At 66.0% G+C, this 19,815-nt stretch carries 14 protein-coding genes; 11 read left to right on the forward strand and 3 right to left on the reverse strand.

Annotated elements, in window-relative coordinates:
- Window positions 1-20 precede the first annotated feature (20 nt).
- The 8 genes from carA to ACFOPI_RS08575 all read left to right on the forward strand — a co-directional run bounded on the left by carA (window position 21) and on the right by ACFOPI_RS08575 (window position 9,271).
- Window positions 21-1,202: a glutamine-hydrolyzing carbamoyl-phosphate synthase small subunit gene (carA, locus tag ACFOPI_RS08540; protein WP_382172935.1), complete on the forward strand. Its 1,182-nt coding sequence runs from the start codon at window positions 21-23 to the stop codon at window positions 1,200-1,202.
- Window positions 1,199-1,561, forward strand: coding sequence for a hypothetical protein (locus tag ACFOPI_RS08545; RefSeq protein ID WP_382172937.1), 363 nt, complete (start codon window positions 1,199-1,201; stop codon window positions 1,559-1,561). The genes carA and ACFOPI_RS08545 overlap by 4 nt, the downstream gene beginning before the upstream one ends.
- Before the next feature lie 34 nt (window positions 1,562-1,595).
- Window positions 1,596-4,880, forward strand: coding sequence for a carbamoyl-phosphate synthase large subunit (carB, locus tag ACFOPI_RS08550; RefSeq protein ID WP_382172938.1), 3,285 nt, complete (start codon window positions 1,596-1,598; stop codon window positions 4,878-4,880).
- 50 nt (window positions 4,881-4,930) lie between these two features.
- Window positions 4,931-5,905, forward strand: a complete 975-nt coding sequence (locus tag ACFOPI_RS08555; RefSeq protein WP_382172939.1) for a helix-turn-helix domain-containing protein — start codon at window positions 4,931-4,933, stop codon at window positions 5,903-5,905.
- Between the two features lie 131 nt (window positions 5,906-6,036).
- Window positions 6,037-6,765 carry an alpha/beta fold hydrolase gene (locus ACFOPI_RS08560; RefSeq protein WP_382172941.1) on the forward strand — a complete coding sequence of 243 codons (729 nt, stop codon included), beginning with the start codon at window positions 6,037-6,039 and terminating at the stop codon, window positions 6,763-6,765.
- A gap of 115 nt (window positions 6,766-6,880) precedes the next feature.
- Window positions 6,881-7,354: a transcription elongation factor GreA gene (greA, locus tag ACFOPI_RS08565; RefSeq protein WP_066154290.1), complete on the forward strand. Its 474-nt coding sequence runs from the start codon at window positions 6,881-6,883 to the stop codon at window positions 7,352-7,354.
- A gap of 10 nt (window positions 7,355-7,364) precedes the next feature.
- Window positions 7,365-7,838: a DUF4149 domain-containing protein gene (locus tag ACFOPI_RS08570; RefSeq protein WP_382172944.1), complete on the forward strand. Its 474-nt coding sequence runs from the start codon at window positions 7,365-7,367 to the stop codon at window positions 7,836-7,838.
- Complete coding sequence (locus ACFOPI_RS08575) at window positions 7,835-9,271, forward strand: hypothetical protein (protein ID WP_382172946.1); 1,437 nt, start codon at window positions 7,835-7,837, stop codon at window positions 9,269-9,271. The genes ACFOPI_RS08570 and ACFOPI_RS08575 overlap by 4 nt, the downstream gene beginning before the upstream one ends.
- A 13-nt stretch (window positions 9,272-9,284) precedes the next feature.
- Here the strand turns inward: ACFOPI_RS08575 and folD are convergent, their stop codons facing one another.
- The 3 genes from folD to ACFOPI_RS08590 form a co-directional block, all read right to left on the reverse strand.
- Window positions 9,285-10,136: a bifunctional methylenetetrahydrofolate dehydrogenase/methenyltetrahydrofolate cyclohydrolase FolD gene (folD, locus tag ACFOPI_RS08580; RefSeq protein ID WP_382172948.1), complete on the reverse strand. Its 852-nt coding sequence runs from the start codon at window positions 10,134-10,136 to the stop codon at window positions 9,285-9,287.
- Window positions 10,137-10,209: 73 nt separating this feature from the next.
- Window positions 10,210-10,836, reverse strand: a complete 627-nt coding sequence (locus ACFOPI_RS08585; protein ID WP_066257532.1) for a response regulator transcription factor — start codon at window positions 10,834-10,836, stop codon at window positions 10,210-10,212.
- Window positions 10,833-13,391 (reverse strand): PAS domain S-box protein, encoded by a 2,559-nt coding sequence (locus ACFOPI_RS08590; protein ID WP_382172950.1) that lies wholly within the window; start codon window positions 13,389-13,391, stop codon window positions 10,833-10,835. Before ACFOPI_RS08590 ends, ACFOPI_RS08585 begins: the two co-directional genes overlap by 4 nt.
- A 206-nt stretch (window positions 13,392-13,597) precedes the next feature.
- On the opposite strand from ACFOPI_RS08590, the gene aceE reads away from it, so the two are divergent.
- From aceE to lpdA, 3 genes are read left to right on the forward strand one after another with little or no spacing between them, the layout of a single operon-like run.
- Window positions 13,598-16,300, forward strand: a complete 2,703-nt coding sequence (aceE, locus tag ACFOPI_RS08595; protein WP_382172951.1) for a pyruvate dehydrogenase (acetyl-transferring), homodimeric type — start codon at window positions 13,598-13,600, stop codon at window positions 16,298-16,300.
- Between the two features lie 18 nt (window positions 16,301-16,318).
- Window positions 16,319-17,974, forward strand: a complete 1,656-nt coding sequence (gene aceF, locus ACFOPI_RS08600; protein WP_382172952.1) for a dihydrolipoyllysine-residue acetyltransferase — start codon at window positions 16,319-16,321, stop codon at window positions 17,972-17,974.
- Between the two features lie 12 nt (window positions 17,975-17,986).
- A complete protein-coding gene (gene lpdA, locus ACFOPI_RS08605; RefSeq protein WP_382172953.1) occupies window positions 17,987-19,813 on the forward strand; it encodes a dihydrolipoyl dehydrogenase in 1,827 nt (608 codons plus the stop codon).
- Window positions 19,814-19,815: the final 2 nt, after the last annotated feature.

The following is a 19,815-nucleotide window of genomic DNA, read 5'->3' on the forward strand; positions in this document are numbered from 1 at the left end:
AAAAACCTCTGGAGAAAACCGTGCTTCCCGTCCATCCGAAAGCCCTTCTTGCGCTCGCCGACGGCACGGTCTTTACGGGGGTTTCCATCGGGGCCACCGGTCAGACGACCGGCGAGGTGGTGTTCAACACCTCGATCACCGGCTACCAGGAAATCCTCACCGATCCGAGCTACTGCCAGCAAATCGTCACCCTCACATACCCTCACATCGGCAACACCGGCGTGAACCGTGAGGACGTGGAAGCCGACCGCATCCACGCCGCTGGCCTGATCATCAAAGACCTGCCCCTTCTGGCGTCCAACTTCCGCTGCGAAGAAACGCTGACCCAGTATCTGCAGCGCGAAGGCACCGTGGCCATCGCCGACCTGGATACCCGCGCACTGACCCGTCGCCTGCGCACCCATGGTGCCCAGAACGGCTGCATCCTGGCCCTGCCGGCCGGTGAGGCCATCACCGACGCGCACCGTGCGCAAGCGATTGCCGCCGCCCAGGCCGCGCCGAACATGGCGGGCCAGGATCTGGCCAAGGTTGTCTCTGCCACCGAGTCGTACCCTTGGACGCAGTCCGAGTGGAAGCTGGGCAGCGGCTACGGCGAACAGACCACACCGAGGTTCCATGTGGTGGCCTACGACTTCGGTGTGAAGAAGAACATCCTGCGCATGCTGGCCGAGCGCGGCTGCAAGGTCACGGTGGTGCCCGCGCAGACCCCGGCCGCCGAGGTCCTCAAGCACCAGCCGGACGGCATCTTCCTGTCCAACGGCCCAGGTGACCCGGAGCCCTGCGACTACGCCATTGCCGCCGCGCGCGAGCTGATCGAGACCGGCACGCCGACCTTCGGCATCTGCCTGGGCCACCAGATCATGGCGCTGGCCTCCGGCGCCAAGACTTTCAAGATGAAGTTCGGCCACCACGGCGCGAACCACCCGGTCAAGGATCTGGACAGCGGCCGTGTTTCCATCACCAGCCAGAACCACGGCTTTGCGGTGGACGAGAAGACCCTGCCGGTCAACCTGCGCGCGACACATGTGAGCCTGTTTGACGGCACGTTGCAGGGCTTGGCCCGTACCGACAAGCCGGCCTTCTGCTTCCAGGGCCACCCGGAAGCCTCGCCCGGTCCGCACGACATCGGCTACCTGTTCGACCGCTTCATCGGCCTGATGCAGTCCAAGGCCCGAGACCGCACCACAAGGAATCACCCATGAAGCTCTTCAGTTTCCCGGTTTTCGCGATTGAAAAAGCCATTGCCAAACGCATGCTGGGGCTGGAGTCACCGCACAAGGAGTGGTTCGCCCAGCGCTGGGCACAGAAGCCCTACCGCAAGGCTTTCATCGAGAACAAGGCCATGCCGCTGGTCACGCTGATCGCCAAGGGCAAGACCTGGGACGACGAGACCTTCAACACCGAGATGGCCGCCTGGGACGCCTTGTTCTATCCCGCGGAGGTCGAGGTGCTGCGCCCGATCATCGAAGGCGACGGCCTGCTGCAGCTGATGCAGAAAAACGTGCCTGCCGAACGCGTGCAGGCCCTGCTGAACAAACTGGAAACCCAGCGCCAGGCCTGAGCCCGACCTGCCGCTAAGACACACAAGCGAACCCATGCCGAAAAGAACAGACATCCAGACCGTCCTCATCATCGGAGCCGGCCCGATCATCATCGGCCAGGCCTGCGAGTTCGACTACTCGGGCGTGCAGGCCTGCAAGGCGCTGCGCGAAGAGGGCTACCGCGTGGTGCTGATCAACAGCAACCCGGCGACGATCATGACCGACCCGGCCACGGCCGACGTCACCTACATCGAGCCCATCACCTGGCAGACGGTCGAGAAGATCATCGCCAAGGAGCGGCCCCAGACCCCGGGCGGCTTCGCCATCCTGCCGACCATGGGCGGCCAGACCGCGCTGAACTGCGCACTGGACCTGTGGCGCAACGGCGTGCTGGCCCGCTACGGTGTCGAGCTGATCGGTGCCACGCCCGAGGCCATCGACAAGGCCGAGGACCGCCTGAAGTTCAAGGACGCCATGACCAAGATCGGTCTGGGCTCCGCGCGCTCGGGCATCGCCCACAGCATGGAAGAGGCCTGGGCGGTGCAGAAGATGACCGGCTTCCCGACCGTGATCCGCCCCAGCTTCACGCTCGGCGGCACCGGCGGCGGCATCGCCTACAACCCGGAAGAGTTCGAGACCATCTGCAAGCGCGGCCTGGAGGCTTCACCCACCAACGAGCTGCTGATTGAAGAATCGCTGCTCGGCTGGAAAGAGTACGAGATGGAAGTGGTGCGCGACAAGGCGGACAACTGCATCATCGTCTGCTCGATCGAGAACCTGGACCCGATGGGCGTGCACACCGGCGACTCGATCACCGTGGCGCCGGCGCAGACGCTGACCGACAAGGAATACCAGATCCTGCGCAACGCGTCGCTGGCCGTGCTGCGCGAGATCGGTGTGGACACTGGCGGTTCTAACGTGCAGTTCTCCATCAACCCGGCCGATGGCCGCATGGTGGTGATCGAAATGAATCCGCGCGTCTCGCGCTCGTCGGCCCTGGCTTCCAAGGCGACTGGTTTCCCGATCGCCAAGGTCGCCGCCAAGCTGGCTGTGGGCTACACGCTCGACGAACTGCGCAACGAGATCACCGGCGGTGCCACGCCGGCCTCGTTCGAGCCCTCGATCGACTACGTGGTCACCAAGATCCCGCGTTTCGCCTTCGAGAAGTTCCCCACCGCCGACAGCCGCCTGACCACGCAAATGAAGTCGGTGGGCGAGGTGATGGCCATGGGCCGTACCTTCCAGGAGTCGTTCCAGAAAGCCCTTCGCGGTCTGGAGGTCGGCGTGGACGGCATGAACGAAAAGACTCAGGACCGCGAGACCCTGGAGCGCGAGCTGGGCGAGCCCGGCCCCGAGCGCATCTGGTACGTGGGCGACGCCTTCGCGGCCGGCTGGTCCCTCGACGAGGTGCACCAGTTCACCAAGATCGACAAGTGGTTCCTGATCCAGATCGAGGAAATCATCAAGCTCGAAATGGCCATGGACAAGCTGGTCGCTGAAAAGGGCGAGGGCGCACTGGCCAGCCTGGACGCCGACACGCTGCGCGGCCTGAAGAAGAAGGGCTTCTCCGACCGCCGCCTGGCCAAGCTGCTGGCCACCACCGACACCGCCGTGCGCGAGCGCCGCAAGGCGCTGAACGTGCGCCCCGTCTACAAGCGCGTGGACACCTGCGCGGCCGAGTTCGCCACCGACACCGCCTACCTGTACTCCACCTACGAAGGCCACGGTGACGGCGAGTGCGAAGCCGAGCCGACGAACAAGAAGAAGATCATGGTGCTTGGCGGCGGTCCCAACCGCATCGGCCAGGGCATCGAGTTCGACTACTGCTGCGTGCACGCCGCGCTGGCCATGCGCGAAGACGGGTACGAGACCATCATGGTCAACTGCAACCCGGAAACCGTGTCCACCGACTACGACACCAGCGACCGCCTGTACTTCGAGCCGCTGACGCTGGAAGACGTGCTGGAGATCGTCGACAAAGAAAAGCCGGTCGGCGTGATCGTGCAGTACGGCGGCCAGACACCGCTCAAGCTGGCGCTCGGCCTGGAGGCGAACGGCGTGCCCATCATCGGCACCACGCCCGACATGATCGACGCCGCAGAGGACCGTGAGCGCTTCCAGAAGCTGCTGCACGACCTGGGCCTGCGCCAGCCACCCAACGCCACTGCCCGCACCGAAGCCGACGCCCTGGAGAAGGCCGCCGCGCTGGGCTACCCGCTGGTGGTGCGTCCCAGCTACGTGCTGGGCGGCCGCGCCATGGAGATCGTGCACGAGCAGCGCGACCTGGAGCGCTACATGCGCGAGGCGGTGAAGGTGAGCAACGACTCGCCGGTGCTGCTGGACCGCTTCCTGAACGACGCCATCGAGTGCGACGTGGACGCCGTGCGCGACGCCTCGGGCCGGGTCTTCATCGGCGGCGTGATGGAACACATCGAACAGGCCGGCGTGCACTCGGGCGACTCGGCGTGCTCGCTGCCGCCCTATTACCTGTCGAAGGCCACCATCGACGAGCTCAAACGACAGACCGCGGCGATGGCCGAAGGCCTGAACGTGGTGGGGCTGATGAACGTGCAGTTCGCGATCCAGGAGAAGGAAGAGAACGGCGTCAAGACCGACGTGATTTTCGTTCTGGAAGTGAACCCGCGCGCCTCGCGCACGGTGCCCTTCGTTTCCAAGGCCACCGGCATCCAGCTGGCCAAGGTGGCGGCGCGCTGCATGGCCGGCCAGACCCTGGACCAGCAGGGCATCGGCGCCGAAGTCACGCCGCCGTACTTCAGCGTCAAGGAGGCCGTGTTCCCGTTCGTCAAGTTCCCGGGCGTGGACACGATCCTCGGCCCCGAGATGAAGTCCACCGGCGAGGTGATGGGTGTGGGCAAGACCTTCGGCGAGGCCTTCGTCAAGAGCCAGCTGGGTGCCGGTACCAAGCTGCCGCGCTCGGGCAAGGTCTTCCTCACCGTGAAGAACGGCGACAAGCCGCGAGCGGTTGAGGTCGCCCGCCAGCTGGCAGCCATGGGCTTCGAGTTGGTGGCCACGCGCGGCACCGCTGCCGCCATCGCGGCTGCGGGCGTGACGGTGGCCACGGTGAACAAGGTCACCGAAGGCCGTCCGCACATCGTCGACATGATCAAGAACGGCGAGATCGCGCTGGTGATCAACACGGTCGAGGAGCGCCGCAACGCCATCGCCGACTCGCGCGCGATCCGCACCTCGGCGCTGCTGGCCCGCGTCACCACCTTCACCACCATCTCGGGTGCGGAAGCGGCGGTGGAGGGCATGCGCCACATGGACAGCCTGGGCGTGATCTCGGTGCAGGACATGCACGCGTTGCTGACAGCCTGATCCGCGTTATTCCCCTTGTCTCCAGCGGGCATGGTCACTAGATTGTGGCCATGCCCGTTGTGCTTTCCGCCTCCCACAACCGCCTGCGCGAGTGGACCACCGCGCAGGCCCGGCCGCGCGAGCGGCTGGACTACTGGGTGGGCGCGATCTGCGAGGCCTTCCTTGAAATGGACTGCAGCTCCACCGCCGCGGACCGCTTCGACGGACAGCTCGTGCACCTGCCACTGCAGCGGCTCGCAGTCAACCGGGTGCAGGCCTCCACCCAGGACGTGTACCGGACGCCCGCAGCCATCGCAAAAAGCAAGGAACAGCCGTTTTACCTGATCACGCAGATCGAGCAACCCTGGCTGGTGAAGCAGGGCGGGCGTGTGCTGCAGCTGCGTCCGGGAGACGCGGTGCTGGTGGACGCGGCACAGGCCTACGAACTGCACTTCCCCCACTCGGTCACCTGCCTGTCGGTGCAGATGCCGCGCGCCTGGGTAGGCCAGTGGCTGCAGACGGTGGATGTGTCCCATGCGCGTGTGGCGCATCGCGAGCAGGGCTGGGGAGCCATGCTGTCGGCGCTGAGCCTGCAACTCGGGCGCCAACCCGAACTGGCACTTGAGATGGCGCCCGAATGGCTGGAGGCCCAGTTTGGCGCCTTGCTCGCGGCGTCGATAGAGCCGGTGACGCATCGCCACGCAGCTGGCGCGAGTGACCTTCGCGAGCGAGCCGTGGCACTCATGCGGGAGCGTCGTGGAGAGCCCGGCTGGCGCGCCGACGAGCTTGCGGCGCAACTGCAGGTGTCGGCGCGCAGCCTGCACCGCGCGTTCACGGCGGCGGGCGAGACGGTGATGGGGCGCTGGCGCCAGATGCGCATCGAGTGCGCGTGTGAACTGCTCGCGCAGCCCCGGCTGGCCGGGTTGAACATGGCCGAGGTGGGGCGGCGCTGTGGCTATGCCGACGCCTCCCATTTCGGTCGCGACTTCCAGCGGGTGATGGGGGTGACACCCCAGCGCTGGGTGCGGGACCGACGCAGTCACTGACACCGAGGGGCTGGCGCAACCCGGCTAACCGGCTGGCGCAAATCGGCCAGCGCGAGCCGGCGTGGGTTTCTAGAGTGGCGGTGGTGTGGCCGCTGGCCACCATCCCCTGCCACCCATTCGAGGAGACCTTCATGGCCGATACCTATGTTCTTGTCCACGGCGCCTGGCACACGGGCGAGCTGATGGAGCCTGTCGCCCAGCACCTGCGCGCCCAGGGGCACACCGTGTTCTGTCCGACCCTGGCCGGCAACCGCCCCGGCGACGACCGCAGCGCCACCGGCCTGGCCGATGCCGTCGCGTCCCTGGTCGACTTCCTCCGCGAGAAGGACCTGCAGGACGTGCGCCTGATGGGCCACAGCTACGGCGGCATGGTGATCAGCCACGCCGCCGACCAGGTGGCGCAGCGCATCCGCCGCCTGGTCTACTGGAACGCCTTCGTGCCGCTGGACGGCGAGAGCCTCAACGACCTGGTGCCGCCGCACTACGTGGCTCTGTTCGATGGCATTGCCGCCGCGAACAACGGTTCGGTGATGCTGCCGTACCCGATCTGGCGCGAGGCCTTCATCAACGACGCCGACTCGGCGCTGGCCGAGAAGACGTACGGATGGCTCAACCCCCATCCCTACAAGACCTTCACCGACCCGGCGAAGCTGTCGACACCGCTGGCGGCCATGAACCTCGGCAAGAGCTATATCAACTGCCAGCAGGACACCGCGCTGCCCCACAGCCTGCCCTGGCACCCCCGGCTGTCAGAACGCTTGGGATTGTTCCGGCTGGTCGAGTGCAGCGGCAGCCACGAGCTGTGTTTCACCGATCCGAAGCGTCTGGCCAGCGCCATCGAGCAGGCCGGCCGCGACTGAGCGCAAGCACGGGTTCCTGGGCTTGCCGGCTCGGGTTTCGAGGCATAATCCGGGCCAATGGCCGCCGACCGGAAACGATCGGCGGTTTGCTTTTTGCCGATCCCGGAGTTCGAAAATGACCTATCCCATCACCAAGCGCGGCGCTGAAATGCTCAAGGCCGAGCTGCACAAGCTCAAGACCGTGGAACGCCCGGGCGTGATCCAGGCCATTGCCGAAGCGCGCGCGCAGGGTGACCTGAGCGAGAACGCCGACTATGACGCGGCCAAGGAGCGCCAGGGCTTCATCGAAGGCCGGATCGCCGAAATCGAAGGCAAGCTCTCGGCGGCACAGGTCATCGACCCTTCGACGCTGGACGCCGGTGGGCGCGTGGTGTTCGGCTCCACTGTCGACCTGTCTGACGAGGACAGCGGCAACGAGATGACTTACCAGATCGTGGGCGAAGACGAAGCCGACCTCAAGCAGGGGCTGGTCAACATCAGCAGCCCAATAGCGCGGGCGCTGATCGGCAAGGAAGAGGGTGACACTGCCGAGGTGCAGACGCCCGGCGGCACGCGCCGTTTCGAGATCGTGGCGGTGCGCTACGTCTGATCCGGCCCGCATGCCAATGCACCGCCTGTCCATCCTCATGGCCGCACTCTGGTGGGGCGGCATCACGGGGCTGAGTTTCGTGGCGGTGCCGACCCTGTTCGCCAGGCTTGGCAGTCCGGCGGTGGCAGGGCCGGTGGCGGCGCAGCTCTTTTCCTTCCAGTGCTGGATCGGGCTCGTGCTGGGCACGGCGCTGATGCTGGTGCTGCGGCGCCAGCGTGCTTCGCTCTCTTTTGATCGCTCGCCCCAGGCGCAGCAAGAGTTTCAGACCCTGGTGGTCACCATGGCCCTGGTGGTGCTGGCCGTGATGCTGGCCGTGGTCCAGGAATTCGGCGTGGCACGGAAGATCGTGACGGCGCGAGCAACCGGCGGTGACCTGCGCCTTTGGCACAGCCTGGGCTCGGTGCTGGTGCTGGGGCAATGGCTGTGCGCGGGGGCGGTTTTGTGGCGCCTGGCCGGCGCCCGGCGGTCGGCGACCCCGGCATGAACGTCCTGCGGCGTGTGGCCCAGTGGCTGACGGCGCTGCCTCCGCCGATCGTCACCGGGTTGCTGGCGTTGACCGCGGTGCTGCTGGCCGTGCGGCTGCTGGGGCTGACCTGGCTGCTGGCCGTCAATGTGCCGTTCTCCGACCAGTGGGCCCTGCTCACCCGGCTGTACAACGGCTTCCAGTGGAGCGATGTGGCCATTGCGTTCATCTGGCAGCACGGCCCCCATCGGCAGGGGTTGAACTTCTCCCTGGTGCTGCCGGCCTACCACTTCAGCGACTGGAACGTGCGCTGGGACAGCCTCTGGACCGCGTGTGTGCAACTGGTGGCCGGCCTGCTGGCGCTGCGTTTGCGGCGGCGCCTGCTGCCAGCGCCCTGGTCGCTCTGGGATGCCGTGCTGTTGCTGGCCTTCTGGGGCGTGTGCACCTTCGAGACCGTGATCGTTGCGCCCAACGCGTCGCACAGCATCTTCCCGCTGTTGCTGTTGATGCTGCTGCTCAATGTGTGGCTGGCGGCACCGACCCCCGTGAACCATCTGGCGGTCGCAGTCCTGGTGGTGTGCCTGGGCTTCACGGGTTTTGGGCTGACCGCTTTGCCTGCCCTGATGTTGGTGGGGTTGATCGAGGTGTTGCGCGGCACCGGAGTGCGGCGGCAGCGGGCGGTGGTGGTACTGGCGGCCGGCGCGCTCACGCTGCTGGCGTTCCTGCACCGTTACCAGTTCGTGGTGTCGGCCGAGGGCTTTCAGGTGCTGCGACCGGACCCCACCGACTACCTGCGGTTCATGGCCGCCATGCTGAGCCATTTCCAGCTCATGGTTCAGCGTCCCTCGCCCTGGTTCCTGTACCCGGTGGGGGCGCTGCTGCTGGCGGCGTGGATCGCTGCATGGTTGTGGGGCGTGCGGCGTCTCGGCCGACCAGCCGTTGAACGGGATGGCGAGCGCGCCCTATGGCAAGTCTGTGTGGCGCTCATCGGTTGCAGCCTCGTGTTCGCCCTGCTCACCGCTTACGGGCGCGCGCAGCTGGGTGTCGGCGCCGCGATGGCGTCCCGCTACACGGCCCTGCTGTTGCCAGGGCTGCTGGCGGTGTACCTGCTGCTGTTTCGGCACCGCGACCGGCTGGGGCCGCTGCTACTGGCGATGTTGCTTCTGTTCACTGTGCGCGTGGTGCCGGAAACGCGCGAGGCCTACCTGCTCGGCCGTTACTACGCGGGCATGAAGCTGTGCTGGCTGGAACAGTACCGCGCCAGCGGTGTCGTTGCGGCGGCGGATGCCCGGTTGCAGGCGCTCGACACCAAAGCCCAGTTCCAGCACGGCTGGCTGGGGCGGCAGGCGCAATGGGACCTGATGGAGCAGCAGCGGCTGGGGCCGCTCGCCCCTGGAGCGCCATCGGAGCCGCTGCTGCGTATCTACCCGCAGCCTTGCAAGCTGCTGCGCTGACTCCGGGCAGTGGTCAGGCGGCGCGCCGCTCGGCCGACTCCAGGGTATTGACCATGAGCATGGTGATGGTCATGGGGCCGACGCCGCCGGGCACCGGGGTGATCCAGCCGGCCACTTCTTTCACGCCGGCAAAGTCCACGTCACCGCAGAGCTTGCCTTCGTCGTTGCGGTTCATGCCCACATCCAGCACCACGGCGCCGGGTTTGACCATGTCGGCCGTCAGCACATTGCGCTTGCCCACGGCGGCGACGATCACGTCTGCTTGCAGCGTCATGGCCTTGAGGTCCTTGGTCGCGCTGTGGCAGATGGTGACGGTAGCGTTTTGCTGCAGCAGCATCATGGCCATGGGCTTGCCGACGATGTTGCTGCGCCCGATGACAACCGCGTGTTTGCCCTTGAGCTCGTAGCCGATGCTTTCCAGCATCTTCATGCAGCCGTAGGGCGTGCAGGGCCAGAAGCCGGGCAGGCCAGTCATGAGCGCGCCGGCGCTGGCGATGTGGAAGCCGTCCACGTCCTTCTCGGGCGAGATCGCTTCGATCACCCGCTGGGCGTTCATGTGGGCCGGCAGCGGCAGCTGGACCAGGATTCCGTGGATACTGGCATCGTTGTTCATCGCGTCCACACGGGCCAGCAGCTCGGCCTCGGTCATGGTGGTTGGCCAGGTTTCCAGAACCGAGTGCATGCCGGTGTCTTCGCAGGCCTTGACCTTGTTGCGCACATAGACCTGGCTGGCCGGGTTGTCGCCGACCAGGATGACGGCCAGACCCGGTGTCACGCCCTTGGCCTTGAGTGCGGTCACGCGCGCCGCCACATCGGTGCGGAGCTGTTTGGAGAGGGCGTTGCCGTCGATGAGTTGGGCGGTCATGGTGGTCGGGCGGAAGAGGGGAAATGGAAACGCCCGCCGGGAAGGGCGGGCGTTGGCTTGAGGTGACGGGGGTTCAGGCCTTGGCAGGTGTCTGGCCCAGGGCGATCTTGAGCAGGTCGGCCACGGTGTTGGCGCCCAGCTTTTCCATGATGTTGGCGCGGTGCGCTTCCACCGTCTTGATGCTGATGCCCAGGTCGTCGGCGATCTGCTTGTTCAGGCGGCCGGCGACGATGCGTTCGAGCACCTGCGCCTCGCGGCCCGTGAGCTTGGAGAGCAGGGCATCGCGGCTGGCGGCCTGCTGGTGGGTCGCGAAGGCTTCCTTGGCGGTTTCGAGCATGCGCTCGACGAGCAGCACCAGCTGGTCTTCCTTGAAGGGCTTTTGGATGAAGTCCAGTGCGCCCCGCTTCATGGATTCCACCGCCATCGGCACATCGCCATGACCGGTGATGAAGACGATGGGCAGAGGGGACTGGCGCTCAATCAGCTTTTCCTGCAGTTCCATGCCGGTCATGCCACCCATGCGGATGTCGGCGATCAGGCAGGCCACTTCGCGCGCATCGTAGCGGCTGAGAAAGGCTTCGGCAGATTCAAAACAGCGGACCCGGTAGTCCTTGCCTTCGAGCAGCCATTGCAGGGAGTCACGAACGGCCTCGTCGTCATCGACGACATAGACGGTGCCTTTTTTGGGAATCAAACTCATCTCGCTCTTTCGGTGTCCGTCAACGACGACGCGGCGGGAGCTTCCGGAACAGATTCCTGGGTCAGCCGGGACTGCACCGGAATCCAAAAACTGAAGCAGCAACCCACCACTTCATCCCCATTGTAGATGTTCTGCACCTGCATCCGGCCGTGGTGCGACTCGACGATGCTGCGGCACAGCTTGAGGCCGATGCCCATGCCTTCGCTCTTGGTGCTGTAGAAGGCCTCGTAGATGCGCTCGATCATTTCGGCGGGCACGCCGTTGCCGGAATCGCGCACCGAGAACTCCACCACCTCCTGGTCGTCGAGCCGCCGCGGGCCGACCCGCAGCTCGATGTAGCGCTCGCCGGGCGGGCGGCCTGCCTGCGCAATCGCCTCGCCCGCGTTCTTGAGCAGATTGATCAGCACCTGTTCGATCAGGATCGGATCGACCATCAGGCTGGGCAGGCGCGCCGCGACATAGGGTGAGAGGCGGACCTGGTGGCGGCGCAGTTCAATGTCGGCCAGTTCGATCGCGTTGCTCACCATCTGCGCCACGTCGGAAGGCATGGGATTGGGTTCACTGCGCTTCACGAAGGCTCGGATGCGCTGGATGATCTGGCCGGCGCGCTGGGCCTGGCGCGCGGTTTTCTCCAGTGCGGCGAGCATGTCCTCTTCGCTGATGCGCTGCTCCTTCAGCCGCGAAATCATGCCGTTGCAGTAGTTGCTGATGGCGGTCAGCGGCTGATTGAGTTCGTGCGCCACGCTCGACGCCATCTCGCCCATGGTGATCAGACGGCTGGCGGTCTGCGCGCGCTCGGCTTGGCGCGCGGCCTGTTCTTCCGCATTGCGGCGCGGGGTGATGTCGCTGGCGATCACCATCTGCGCCAGCCGGCCGTCGACCCAGGTGAGGTAGCGCGTGCGCACCTCCAGCCAGCGGTCCAGTTCCTCGACGAACACCTCGGCGTTTTCGGCCCCGGCATCGGTCAGGGTGTCGGTCGGCATGCCCGCGAAGGCGTCCACCGCGTCGCCGTTGTCCGGGCTGGGGGTGGGCTGGTCCCCAGCCAGGTCCACCAGTTGCCGATGGCCCTGGCCGCGGGTGCCGAACCAGAGCCGGTACATCTTGTTGGCGAACAGCATTTCGTCGCTGCCCAGCGGCGCCACCGACACCGCCGAGTCCAGCGACTCCAGCACCGTGGTGAAGCGTTCGTAGGAGGCGGACAGCTCTTCGCGGATGCGCTTGGGCTCGGTGATGTCGGTCATGGACGTCATCCAGCCGGTCTGATGCCCCTTCGGATCGATCAGGGGGGAGACGTACATGCGCGCGTCGAAAATGCTGCCATCCCGGCGCTGCACCCGCACTTCGAAGCCACCCGGCGTGGACCGCCCGTTGAGTTCGTCCTCCAGACGGGCCGCCAGCTGCTCGTGGTCGTCCTCTGGCCAGTAGGGGAAGGGTGCGGTGCGGCCCACCAACTCGCTTTCGGTCCAGCCCGTCATGGAGCAGAACGCAGGGTTTACATAGGTGATGCGGCCCTGCATGTCCAGCGCCCGCATGCCGGTGAGCATGGAGTTCTCCATCGCACGCCGGAAGTTGGTTTCCGACATCAGGGCTTGCTGCGCCTGTACGCGGCGGCGCGTGTGGCGCCAGGTGCCCAGCAGCATCCACACCGTGAGCGCGGACAGCGCGCCAATCACCCAGAAGAAGCCGCTGCCCACAATGTCCTGCGAGGTGCGGTAGCCCTGGGCCTTGAGGATCAGGCCGTTGCCCACCGGCGAGACCGGAACCTCGTGTTCCAGAGGTTGTGACGACCAGGGCAGCAGCCGCAGCACCGTGCTGGGCGATTGCAGGTTGCCCGCGAGCACGCGCCCGCGGTCGTCCATCAAGGCCACAGCGTAGCGGGCCATGATTTCCGGCGGCATGCCAAAGCGCATCAGTCCGTCGATGGAGTACTCGCCCATGACGGTGCCCGAGAAACGGCCCTGTTCGGTGAGTGGTACCTGGAGCATCAGGGTGGACTGGCGGGCGTCCTCGCCGAGGGGTCTCGAATAGATCGGTTGGCGCAGGTCACGCGCCAGTTCGAACGAACCATCGCCCTCGGCCGCCGCCAGCGTGCTGCCCTTGGGGCGCAGCAGGGGCAGCGGTGCACTGGGCGAGGCGTGGCTGGCCTGGACCGTGCGGCGCGCGTCGACCCAGCTGATGGCCTGCAGCTCGGGGAACTGGCTGATGAGCGTTTCGGCCTGGAACTCGAATTCGTCGGCGCTGATCTCCTTGTTGTCGACCTCTCGGGCCAGGCGCATGAGTTGTTCCTGGCGTTCCAGCAGGCGCAGCCGGATGCGCTGTTGCGCGTACTCGACGTCGCGCGTCACTGCCTCCTGTTCGCGCTCAAGTTCCTCGTAGCGCAGGTAGGTGATGGCCACCGCGATGGCCGACAGAAACAACAGCACGGACAGCAGCGGCGCCAGCGTGGCGAAGCGGTCCTGGCGCGAGGGCGGGAGACGGCGCCACCAGCGGCGCCACCAGTCCAGCGGGGTACCGCCAGGCGGGGTGGCTGGCGGTTGTTCGGGGGCGGGAATCATCCGGTTGAGTGTACGGGTGTGCCCCCTGAGTGCGGGGTGCGGGGCGGGTCGTGGGCGCGTAAAACGCTACAGAATCTGTGTCCCATAATTTCACATAAAGAAATCAACAAGCACATATTGAAATGACCGCAGATCTGTGGAAAAATCCGCGACACTGCGGAGCCGCACTCCGTCAGTCCGTTTACACCCTTTCAGGAGACAAGCACATGGCAGCGTCCGACGCTCAGAACAACCGTGGTGCCGGGGACATTGATGCCCAGGAAACCCGCGAATGGATGGAGGCGCTGGCCGCCGTCATCGAAAAAGAGGGCCCCGAACGCGCCCACTTCCTGCTGGAGCAGCTGCTGGAAGAAGCCCGTCAGAACAGCATCGACATGCCGTTCTCGGCCAACACCGGCTACGTGAACACCATCGAGGCCACCGAAGAGGCCCGCTGCCCCGGCAATATCGAGATCGAAGAGCGCCTTCGCGCCTACATGCGCTGGAACGCCATGGCGATGGTGGTCAAGGCCAACCGCCACAACCCCGAAGACGGTGGTGACTTGGGTGGTCACATCGGTTCGTTCGCCTCGCTGGCCCACATGTTCGGTGCCGGCTTCAATCACTTCTGGCATGCCGAATCCGAGAACCACGGCGGCGACTGCCTGTACATCCAGGGCCACGTGTCGCCCGGCGTGTACGCCCGCGCCTACCTCGAAGGTCGCCTGACCGAAGAGCAGCTGCTGCACTTCCGGCAGGAAGTGGATGGCAAGGGCCTGTCGAGCTACCCGCACCCCAAGCTGATGCCCGAGTTCTGGCAGTTCCCCACCGTGTCGATGGGCCTCGGCCCGCTGATGGCGATCTACCAGGCCCGCTTCCTGAAGTACCTGCACGCCCGCGGCATCGCCAACACCGAGAACCGCAAGGTCTGGGTGTTCTGCGGCGACGGCGAGATGGACGAGGTCGAGTCGCTGGGCGCCATCAGCCTAGCGGCCCGCGAGAACTTGGACAACCTGATCTTCGTGGTGAACTGCAACTTGCAGCGTCTGGACGGTCCGGTGCGCGGCAACGGCAAGATCATCCAGGAGCTGGAAGGTGAGTTCCGCGGTTCCGGCTGGAACGTGATCAAGCTGCTCTGGGGCTCCAACTGGGACCCGCTGCTGGCGCGCGACAAGGACGGCGCCCTGCGCAAGATCATGATGGAGACGCTCGACGGCGACTACCAGGCCTTCAAGGCCAACGACGGCGCCTATGTCCGTAAGCACTTCTTCGGCCGCGATCCCAAGGCGCTGGAACTCGTCTCGCACATGAGCGACGACGACATCTGGAACCTGCGCCGCGGTGGCCACGATCCGCAGAAGGTGTACGCCGCCTACCACAAGGCGGTGAACCACAAGGGCCAGCCGACCGTGCTGCTGATCAAGACGGTCAAGGGCTTCGGCATGGGCAAGGCCGGCGAAGGCAAGAACACCGTCCACCAGACCAAGAAGCTGACGGACGAAGACATCAAGTACTTCCGCGACCGCTTCAACATCCCGATCCCGGACAGCGAGCTGCCCAAGATCCCGTTCTACAAGCCGGCCGACGACACGCCGGAGATGCAGTACCTGCACGAGCGCCGCAAGGCCCTGGGCGGCTATCTGCCCAAGCGCCGCACCAAGGCCGACGAGAGCTTCACCGTTCCCTCGCTGGAAACCTTCAAGGCCGTGCTGGAGCCGACCGCCGAAGGGCGCGAGATCTCCACGACCCAGGCCTATGTCCGCTTCCTGACGCAGCTGCTGCGCGACCAGGCCCTGGGCCCGCGCGTGGTGCCCATCCTGGTGGACGAGGCCCGCACCTTCGGCATGGAAGGTCTGTTCCGCCAGGTCGGCATCTACAACCCCGCTGGCCAGCAGTACACCCCGGTCGACAAGGACCAGGTCATGTACTACAAGGAAGACAAGGCTGGGCAGATCCTGCAGGAAGGCATCAACGAAGCCGGCGGCATGAGCAGCTGGATCGCAGCGGCCACGTCGTACAGCACGAGCAACCGCATCATGGTGCCGTTCTACGTGTACTACTCGATGTTCGGTTTCCAGCGCATCGGCGACCTGGCCTGGGCGGCCGGCGACATGCAGGCGCGCGGGTTCCTGCTGGGCGGCACGTCCGGCCGGACCACGCTGAACGGCGAAGGTCTGCAGCACGAAGACGGCCACAGCCACATCCTGGCCGGCACGATCCCGAACTGCGTGTCCTACGACCCGACCTTCGCGCACGAAGTCGGCGTGATCCTGCACCACGGCTTGAAGCGCATGGTGGAAAAGCAGGACAACGTCTTCTATTACCTGACCCTGCTCAATGAAAACTACGCCATGCCCGGCCTGACCGCCGGCACGGAAGAGCAGATCATCAAGGGCATGTACCTGTGCAAGCCGGGCGCCGAAGGCGACAAGCGCGTGCAGTTGCTGGGCTCCGGCACCATCCTGCGCGAGTCGATCGCTGCGCAGGCCCTTTTGGCCACCGACTGGGGCGTGCAGGCCGACGTGTGGAGCTGCCCGAGCTTCAACGAACTGACCCGCGACGGCCAGGACTGCGAGCGCTTCAACCTGCTGCACCCGACCGAGAAGCAGCGCGTGCCCTTCGTGGCCCAGCAGCTGGAAAAGCACGCCGGCCCGGTGGTCGCCTCGACCGACTACATGAAGAACTACGCAGAGCAGATCCGCCCCTTCATCCCCAAGGGTCGCGAATACAAGGTGCTGGGCACCGACGGCTTCGGCCGCAGCGACTTCCGCAGCAAGCTGCGCGAGCACTTCGAGATCAACCGCCATTACATCGTGGTCGCCGCCCTGCGCGCGCTGGCCGACGAAGGCAAGCTGCCGCTGGCCAAGGTGGCCGAGGCGATCAAGAAGTACGGCATCAAGACGGACAAGGTCAACCCGCTCTACGCGTAAACATCCGGAGACAAGAATATGGCACTGGTAGAAGTGAAAGTCCCGGACATCGGCGACTTCGACGAAGTGGCGGTCATCGAACTGCTGGTCAAGGTGGGCGACACGGTCAAGGCCGAGCAGTCACTGATCACGGTCGAGAGCGACAAGGCCTCGATGGAAATCCCGTCGAGCACGGCGGGGGTGGTCAAGGAGCTCAAGGTCAAGCTGGGCGACAAGGTCAGCGAAGGCTCGGTGGTGTTGGTGGTGGAAGCCGCGGGCGATGCCGCTGCGCCGGCCCCGGCTGCGGCGCCTGCCGCGGCAGCGCCTGCTTCAGCGCCCGTTGCTGCTCCGGTGGCCGCACCGGCCGCCGCGCCTGCTGCTGCGGGCCCGGTGGAAGTGCGCGTGCCCGACATCGGCGACTTCAAGGACGTCGCAGTCATCGAGGTGTTCGTCAAGCCCGGCGACACCATCAAGGTCGAGCAGAGCCTGATCACGGTCGAGTCCGACAAGGCCTCGATGGAGATCCCGTCTTCGCACGCCGGCGTGCTCAAGGAACTCAAGGTCAAGGTGGGCGACAAGGTCAACATCGGTGACCTGCTGGCGATTCTGGAAGGTGCCGCGGGTGCCGCTGCGCCCGCACCGGTAGCCGCCGCCCCGGTGGCCGCTCCCGCCGTGGCTGTGGCTGTGGCCGCTCCGGTCGCCGCTGCCGTCGCCTCGGCTCCGGCCACCGCTCCGGCGCACAACCCCACCGCCACCCCGGCACTGGGCCTGCCGCACGCGTCGCCCTCGGTGCGCAAGTTCGCCCGCGAACTGGGTGTGCCGCTGGAAGAGGTCAAGGGCTCGGGCCTGAAGGGCCGCATCACGGCCGAAGACATCCAGTCGTTCACCAAGTCGGTCATGGCAGGTAGCCTGCAGACCAAGGCGCAGGCCGCCAAGGCGCCAGCCGGCGGTGGTGGCTCCGAGCTGGGCCTGATCCCCTGGCCCAAGGTGGACTTCGCCAAGTTCGGCCCCATCGAGCGCAAGGAGCTGGGCCGCATCAAGAAGATCAGCGGCGCCAACCTGCTGCGCAACGCCGTGATGATCCCGGCCGTCACCAACCACGACGACGCCGACATCACCGACCTCGAAGCCTTCCGCGTCTCGACCAACAAGGAGAACGAGAAGAGCGGTGTCAAGGTCACGATGCTGGCCTTCCTGATCAAGGCTTCGGTGGCTGCGCTCAAGAAGTTCCCCGAGTTCAACAGCTCGCTGGACGGCGACTCGCTGGTCTACAAGAACTACTGGCACATCGGCTTTGCGGCCGACACGCCCAACGGCCTGGTCGTACCTGTCATCAAGGACGCCGACAAGAAGGGCGTGCTGCAGATCAGCCAGGAAATGGGTGAACTCGCCAAGAAGGCGCGCGACGGCAAGCTGGGACCGGCCGACATGTCCGGTGCCACCTTCACCATCTCGTCGCTCGGCGGCATCGGTGGCCGCTATTTCACGCCCATCATCAACGCGCCCGAAGTTGCCATCCTCGGCGTCTGCAAGAGCCAGATGGAACCGGTGTGGGACGGCAAGCAGTTCGTGCCGCGTCTGATGCTGCCGCTGAGCCTGACCTGGGACCACCGCGTGATCGACGGCGCCGCCGCGGCCCGCTTCAACGCGTATCTCGGCCAGATCCTCGGCGACTTCCGTCGCGTGCTGCTGTAAAGGAACCGGAACATGGCACTCATGGACATCAAGGTTCCCGACATCGGCGACTTCGACGAGGTCGCGGTCATCGAGCTGCTGGTCAAGCCGGGTGACACCGTCAAGGCCGAGCAGAGCCTCATCACCGTCGAGTCCGACAAGGCCTCGATGGAGATTCCCTCGTCGCACGCCGGTGTGGTCAAGGAAGTCAAGGTCAAGCTGGGCGACAAGGTCAGCGAAGGTTCGGTCGTGCTGGTGCTGGACGCGGAGGGCGCTGCGGCGGCTCCCGCGCCGGCTTCAGCCCCTGCGCCTGCGTCCGCCGCTCCTGCAGCTGCCCCGGCCGCTGCGCCGGTGGTCGCCCCCACGGCTGCCAGCTTCGGCGGCTCGGCCGACATCGAATGCGACGTGCTGGTGCTCGGTGCCGGCCCTGGTGGCTACTCGGCCGCCTTCCGCGCTGCCGACCTGGGCCTCAAGGTCGTGATCGTCGAGCGTTACGCCCAGCTGGGCGGCGTCTGTCTGAACGTGGGTTGCATTCCGTCCAAGGCGCTGCTGCACGTGGCGGCGGTGATGGACGAGGTCTCGCACCTCGGCGACCTGGGCGTCGAGTTCGGCAAGCCCACGGTGAGCGTGGACAAGCTGCGCGCCCACAAGGAAAAGGTCATCGGCAAGCTGACCGGCGGCCTGGCGGCCATGGCCAAGATGCGCAAGGTCACCACCGTGCGCGGCTACGGCGCCTTCGTCGGCCCGAACCACGTCGAAGTGGAAGAGACGACGGGCACCGGCCAGGACAAGACCGGCACCAAGAAGGTCGTGGCCTTCAAGAAGTGCATCATCGCCGCCGGTTCGCAGGCGGTGCGCTTGCCGTTCTTCCCCCAGGACGAGCGCATCGTGGACTCGACCGGTGCACTGGCGCTCAAGGGCGTGCCCAAGAAGATGCTGATCGTCGGCGGCGGCATCATCGGCCTGGAAATGGGCACGGTGTACAGCACGCTGGGCGCCCGCCTGGACGTGGTGGAGATGATGGACGGCCTGATGCAGGGCGCCGACCGCGACCTGGTCAAGGTCTGGGAGAAGATGAACAAGGGCCGCTTCGACAACATCATGTTGAAGACCAAGACGGTCGGAGCCGAAGCAACGCCCGAGGGCATCAAGGTGCAGTTCGAGGGGTTGGACGGCACGAAGAGCGAAGGCACCTACGACCTGGTGCTGCAAGCGGTGGGCCGCACGCCCAACGGCAAGAAGATCGCCGCCGACAAGGCCGGCGTGGCGGTGACCGACCGCGGCTTCATCAACGTCGACATCCAGATGCGCACCAACGTGCCGCACATCTTCGCCATTGGCGACATCGTGGGTCAGCCCATGCTGGCGCACAAGGCGGTGCACGAGGCGCACGTGGCGGCGGAAGTCATCGCCGGTGAACTGCAGGGCAACAAGGAGCTGGCCTCGGCCGCCTTCAACGCCCGCGTGATCCCGAGCGTGGCCTACACCGACCCCGAGGTGGCCTGGGTGGGCCTGACCGAGGACCAGGCCAAGGCCCAGGGCATCAAGGTCAAGAAGGGCCTGTTCCCCTGGACGGCCTCGGGCCGGGCGATTGCCAACGGCCGCGACGAGGGTTTCACCAAGCTGCTGTTCGACGATTCGCCCGAGGCCCATGGCCACGGCAAGATCCTGGGCGGTGGCATGGTCGGCACGCACGCGGGCGACATGATCGGCGAGATCGCGCTGGCGATCGAGATGGGCGCCGACGCGGTGGACATCGGCAAGACCATCCACCCGCACCCCACCCTGGGCGAGAGCATCGGCATGGCGGCCGAGGTGGCGCACGGGTCGTGTACCGATTTGCCACCGGCGAAGAAGTAAGC

Source organism: Hydrogenophaga luteola, from assembly GCF_042648585.1.
In the GTDB taxonomy this organism is placed as follows: Bacteria; Pseudomonadota; Gammaproteobacteria; order Burkholderiales; family Burkholderiaceae_C; genus Hydrogenophaga; species Hydrogenophaga luteola.